Here is a 4,494-nt window from a genome sequence, read left to right as displayed (position 1 = left end):
CCGCCCTTCACGGTCGAGAGCCCCACCAGCCCCACCAGCATCAGCGCCGCGATCGGGATGAAGCCGGCCACCTGGGCCTGGGCCAGCTTGGTCGCCAGGGCCACCAGCAGCGAGCCCAGCCAGACCGTCGCCGTGCCGGACAGCGAGAACAGACCGAAGAAGGCGGCCATGCGATCGGGCGGCGCCAGGCGCACCAGCAAGGTTCGGCTCGAGGCGTATTGCGCCGTGACGAACACCGCGATCAGCAGGCTGCAGCCCAGGTAGACGAGCTCAGGCAAGGTCTGGAACAGCGGCCCGTTCCAGACGGGCGGATGGGACCCCGCCGGCCACGGCCAGAGGTACAGGATCTTCTCCCGGTTGGTGCCGATCATGCACAGCAGCATCAGGATGCAGCCGATGATCTCGGCCTGGACGGCGCGGCGCGGGCCCAGGGTGCGATCCAGCACGGGCGCCAGCAGGCCGCCCAGCACGCCGAAGACCGACAACGAGATGCCGTAGGCCAGCATCTCCAGTTCGCCCCATCGCATCAGACCAGCGGCGAACAGGCCGCCGAAGATGATCATCGCGGTCATGCCGTCGCAGTAGAACATCCGAGCCGCAAGAAACTTGGCGGCCTCGGCGTGGCCCTTCAGATTGGCGAAGGTGTGGATGATCAGCCGCACGCCTTCCTTCAGCGACGCCCCCATCGAGACGCCGGTGCGGGCCGCGTCGCGCGTCCACAGGAAGAACGGGATCGCGCCCAGCAGCATCACCACGGCCGACAGCGGACCGGCCAGGCGGCTGGGCTCGTTGTCCGTCTGGCTGAGGCCAAACAGCGGCGTGGCCGGCACGAAGGACCAGGGGACATGTCCCGGCAGGACGAAGGCCCACATCACGAAGATCAGCAGGGAGACCGAAAGCCCGTTGGCGACCGCGTAGCCCAGCCCCGACAGCACCGGCTCCTGGCCCGGCTCGGCCGCCCGCGACAGCAGCGAGTTGTTGAGCACGTCGCCCAGGTTATAGGCCACGCCCAGGGTGATCAGGGCCGCGCCGACCAGACCGACGGAAAGCCCGCCCGGGGTGGCGAACCAAAGCGCCAGAAGGATGGGCAGCATGATCGCCAGGACCAGCGCCATGAACGGCTTGCGCGGCCCGTAGCGCTCGATCGAGGCGCCCAGCAGCGGCGCGGTCAGGGCGGTGATGATCCCATAGACGGTCGAGATGTCGGCGACGATCGCCTGGCCCTTGACCGGGTCGCCGACCAGCACCCGCGAGAAGTACGGCGCGAAAACATAGATGGTGACCAGGATGACATAAGGATCGCGGCTGCCCTGGTGCAGGATCCAGCTGAGCGCCCCGCGCGAGAGCCGTTTTCGCGGCTTGGGGACCAGGACGTCCTCGGCGCCCGCTTGACCCAGGACCTCGCTAACGCCCGGAGGCGTCCCCGCCAGCTCGCTCATACCGCACCCTAATGTCACCGGCCCTCTGGCGGGGCCATGCGACGAGGCTGGACCTTAAACGAGCGTTTGTCACCTTACGGATTAGAGCAGGATATGCGCCCGCACCTGCTCGCGCGCATCCGCGTCCAGCCCGACCACCCGCTCCAGATAGCCGTCCAGCGAGCCGCTCTCTTCCTTGATCACCGCGAAGGCGGCGGCCAGGTAGCGGGCCTCCACCCCCATGGCCGCGCGCATGACGGCCTCGTCGGGACGACGACCGGTCAACTCCTGGATGTGATCCATGAAGATGCGGCCCCGGCGGTCGAAGCGGGTGGGGTCGTTGGTCAGCAGATAGTCGTCGATGACGTCGTCGTCGGCCACGCCGGCGATGTGGTGGGTCAGGGCCGCCAGCACCCCGGTGCGATCCTTGCCCGCCGCGCAGTGGATCAGCGCCGGACCTCGCCCTTCCGCCAACGCCAGGAAGAAGCGGCGGAAGAGGTCGATGTGCCGTTCCTTGAACGGCAGGCGGCGATAGTACTCGTCCATGTAGTCGTGGACGGCGTCTTCCGTGAGATCCGTGCTGGTGATGAACTCGATCCAGGGATCGGTCCCGGTCACGCCCAGGTCGTTGTCGATCACCTGGGCGGCAAAGTCCTTCCAGCGGCGCGAGGGCGAACGTTCGCGCTCGTTGGGCCGGCGCAGGTCAACCAGGGTCACGATGCCCAAGGCCGCCAGGGCGTCCAGGTCCTCGTCGGTCGCCTCGGCCTGGTGGGCGGCGCGGAACAGCACGCCCTTCTTCAGCCGCCCCGCCCCCGCGGCGTAATCGCCGAAGTCACGGAAATTCTCGACGCCTTGCAGGAGGATGTGACGGGTCATTCGAGGCTTACTTTCTCAGCAGCGGCTGCAGCCGATCCTGGATCGGCTGGTCGATATAGGTGTGGAACAGCCAGGCCGCGCCATAGGCCAGCGGGAAGCCGGCCAGCCACATCAGCCATTGCCAGCCGATGCCGATCGGCACGGTGTCGATCAGCTTGTGGATGGCGCTCCAATAGATCACCCCGACGAAGATGTGGGTGATGAACAGGGCGAAGGACAGCTTTGCGCCCTCCTCGATCCAGGCCTGGGGGCGCTTGACCGGCAGGCGGCCGGCGCCCAGCACGATCATGGCGATGGCCAAGAGCGACGGGGCGTCGAACATCCACTCGTCGGGCAGGGCGTAGCGGTCGAGCGGCTGGGTGACGACCAGCAGGGCGACGCCGCCCCAGAGCAGAGCCTTGGCGGCGCCCTCGGAGGGCCAGCGCATGTCGACGGCCCGCGCCAGGCAGACGCCCAGGATGAACAGCGGCAGCGCCCGCACCACGCCGAACTGGAACTGCAGGTCGGCCAGGGCATGGTGGAAGACGACCTCGGCCAGGACCTCGAAGGCGGCCATGACCGCCACGCCGATCAGCGGCAGCAGCCAGGCGTGGCGGATCTTGCTGACGTTTCGCCAGAATAGCGGGAAGAGCGCGTAGCAGACGATCAGGGCCGACAGCGACCAGCTGGGCAGGTTCCAGCCGTCGCTGGGAAAGCCCCAGGCGTGGACCAGCAGGGCCTGGGTCGGCAGCTGGTCCCAGGCGAAGCGGCTGGGCTTGTGGGCGTCGGTGCCGACGCCGTTCAGGATCAGCACCAGCACGGCCAGCATCGCCAAAACCACCAGATGCCCCGGCCAGACTCGCGCCGCGCGGCGGACCCAGAAGCGCGGCGTGCTGATGTGGCCCTTCAGCACCGAGCCGCCATAGGCCCGGCCCAGCACATAGCCCGACAGCATCAGGAAGAAGTCCGTGGCCAGGAAGCCGCGCGAGAACACCTGGGCGAAACGCTCGATCCGCATCGGGCTCTCGGCGCCGTAGTGGTAGACCACGATCAGCAGCGAGGCGAGGAAGCGCAGGAAGTCCAGGGCCCCACCGCGCACGGCCTCCTTGCCGGACGGCGCGGAGGCGGTTTCCGACGAGGTCGAGGCGGAGAGTGGAAGCGGCGCGGTCACGGCTCGCGCATACCAAAGCAGACGGCGCCGGGAAAGGCGCCGCGACGGCGCCCCGTTGCGATGGAGCATCGCGCCGCTTATCTGTAACTTATCTTGTTTCTAATGAGCTCGACCATGTCCCGCACCCCCGTCCTGTTCCTCGGCCACGGCTCGCCGATGAACGCGATCGAGGACAACGCCTGGAGCCGCGACTGGGCGCGTCTCGGTCGCGAACTGCCGCGTCCGCGCGCGATCCTGATGGTCAGCGCCCACTGGGAGACGCGCGGCGCCTCGGCGGTCAGCGCCGCGAGCGCGCCGGAGACGATCCACGACTTCGGCGGCTTTCCCCAGGCGCTGTTCGACGTCCAGTACCGCGCGCCCGGCGATCCGGGCCTGGCGGCGCGCGTGGCCGAGCTTCTGGCGCCCGATCCGGTCGTGCAACATCCGACGCGCGGCCTCGACCACGGCGCCTGGGGCGTGCTGAGGCCGATGTATCCGGACGCCGACATCCCGGTGGTCCAGCTCAGCCTCGATCGCGGTCGCCCCGACCGCTGGCACTACGAGGCCGGCCGCCGCCTGGCCCCGCTGCGCGACGAGGGCGTGATGATCCTGGGCAGCGGCGACATCGTCCACAACCTGCGCGCGGCCGACTTCCGCCGCCCCGAGGCGCCGCCCTGGGCCGACCGCTTCAACGAGAAGGCCAAGGCCCTGATCCTGGCCGGCGACCACGATTCGCTGATCGACTGGCGCGGCCTGGGCCCCGACGCCGACGCCTCGATCAACAGCGCCGAGCACTACCTGCCCCTGCTCTACGTGCTGGGCGCGGCGGGCAAGGGCGAGCCCATCAGCTTCTTCAACGATGACGTCTTCGCGGCGATCTCGATGACGGGGGTCAAGGTGGGGTGAGGGCTCCCTCTCCCATGGGGAGAGGGTTGGGGAGAGGGGGTGAGGCGTCAACCGGAGCGCCGGCACGCCGTCAAACCTCGTAACCACTCACCCTCCCATCCCGGCTTCGCCGGGACGGGCCCCTCCCTTGTATCTGGATTGCGGCGCCGGAGCGTGATGGCCTGG

4 protein-coding genes are annotated in these 4,494 nt (G+C 68.8%); 1 reads left to right on the top strand and 3 read right to left on the bottom strand.

Features of this window, described 5'->3' with window-relative positions; translation table 11 throughout:
• The 3 genes from AX690_RS21435 to AX690_RS21425 all read right to left on the bottom strand — a co-directional run.
• Positions 1 to 1,439 (bottom strand): MFS transporter (locus AX690_RS21435; RefSeq protein WP_066730547.1); only part of this gene is annotated, 1,439 nt, incomplete at its 3' end.
• A gap of 81 nt (positions 1,440 to 1,520) precedes the next feature.
• Entirely contained in the window at positions 1,521 to 2,294 is a 774-nt protein-coding gene (locus AX690_RS21430) for a tyrosine-protein phosphatase (RefSeq protein WP_066684158.1), read from the bottom strand.
• A gap of 7 nt (positions 2,295 to 2,301) precedes the next feature.
• Complete coding sequence (locus AX690_RS21425) at positions 2,302 to 3,444, bottom strand: acyltransferase (protein ID WP_066684163.1); 1,143 nt, start codon at positions 3,442 to 3,444, stop codon at positions 2,302 to 2,304.
• 114 nt (positions 3,445 to 3,558) lie between these two features.
• Here AX690_RS21425 and ygiD point away from each other — a divergent pair, with 114 nt between their 5' ends.
• Positions 3,559 to 4,329: a 4,5-DOPA dioxygenase extradiol gene (ygiD, locus tag AX690_RS21420; RefSeq protein WP_066684161.1), complete on the top strand. Its 771-nt coding sequence runs from the start codon at positions 3,559 to 3,561 to the stop codon at positions 4,327 to 4,329.
• Positions 4,330 to 4,494: the final 165 nt, after the last annotated feature.

Origin of the sequence: Caulobacter sp. CCH9-E1, assembly GCF_001556515.1 — a bacterium.
Lineage (GTDB): Bacteria > Pseudomonadota > Alphaproteobacteria > Caulobacterales > Caulobacteraceae > Caulobacter.
Note: the sequence above shows the minus strand (reverse complement) of the source record. Positions and strands in the feature narration are given on the sequence as shown.

What these genes read in the sequence shown, in the direction of transcription:
- AX690_RS21430 (WP_066684158.1), bottom strand. Translation starts at nt 2,294, where the DNA reads ATGACCCGTCACATCCTCCTGCAAGGCGTCGAGAATTTCCGTGACTTC.
- ygiD (WP_066684161.1), top strand. Translation starts at nt 3,559, where the DNA reads ATGTCCCGCACCCCCGTCCTGTTCCTCGGCCACGGCTCGCCGATGAAC.